Raw genomic sequence first — 667 nt, forward strand, 5'->3', positions numbered from 1 at the left:
GTAAGGGCCGTGCTGATTTGACGTCATCCCCACCTTCCTCACGCCTTACGACGGCAGTCTCTACGGAGTTCCCAGCATTACCTGATGGCAACCGTAGACAGGGGTTGCGCTCGTTATGGCACTTAAGCCGACACCTCACGGCACGAGCTGACGACAACCATGCAGCACCTACATAGATGTCCCGAAGGAAAACTCCCTTTCAGGAGCGGTCATCTACATTTCAATCCCGGGTAAGGTTCCTCGCGTATCATCGAATTAAACCACATGTTCCTCCGCTTGTGCGGGCCCCCGTCAATTCCTTTGAGTTTCACCGTTGCCGGCGTACTCCCCAGGTGGATAACTTAACGCTTTCGCTTAGGAGCATACTGTATATCGCATACGCCCAGTTATCATCGTTTACTGCGTGGACTACCAGGGTATCTAATCCTGTTTGATACCCACGCTTTCGTGCTTCAGCGTCAGTTGTACCTTAGTAAGCTGCCTTCGCAATCGGAGTTCTGCGTGATATCTATGCATTCCACCGCTACACCACGCATTCCGCCTACCTCATCTACACTCAAGCCCGCCAGTATCAATGGCAATTTAGGAGTTAAGCTCCTAGATTTCACCGCTGACTTAACAGGCCGCCTACGCACCCTTTAAACCCAATAAATCCGGATAACGCTCG

At 51.7% G+C, this 667-nt stretch carries 1 rRNA gene; it reads right to left on the bottom strand.

The features are described 5' to 3' along the window. Positions 1-667 (bottom strand): 16S ribosomal RNA (locus IEX77_RS08435); the annotation flags it as partial.

It is taken from the genome of Porphyromonas pasteri (assembly GCF_014647755.1).
Taxonomy (GTDB): Bacteria; Bacteroidota; Bacteroidia; order Bacteroidales; family Porphyromonadaceae; genus Porphyromonas; species Porphyromonas pasteri.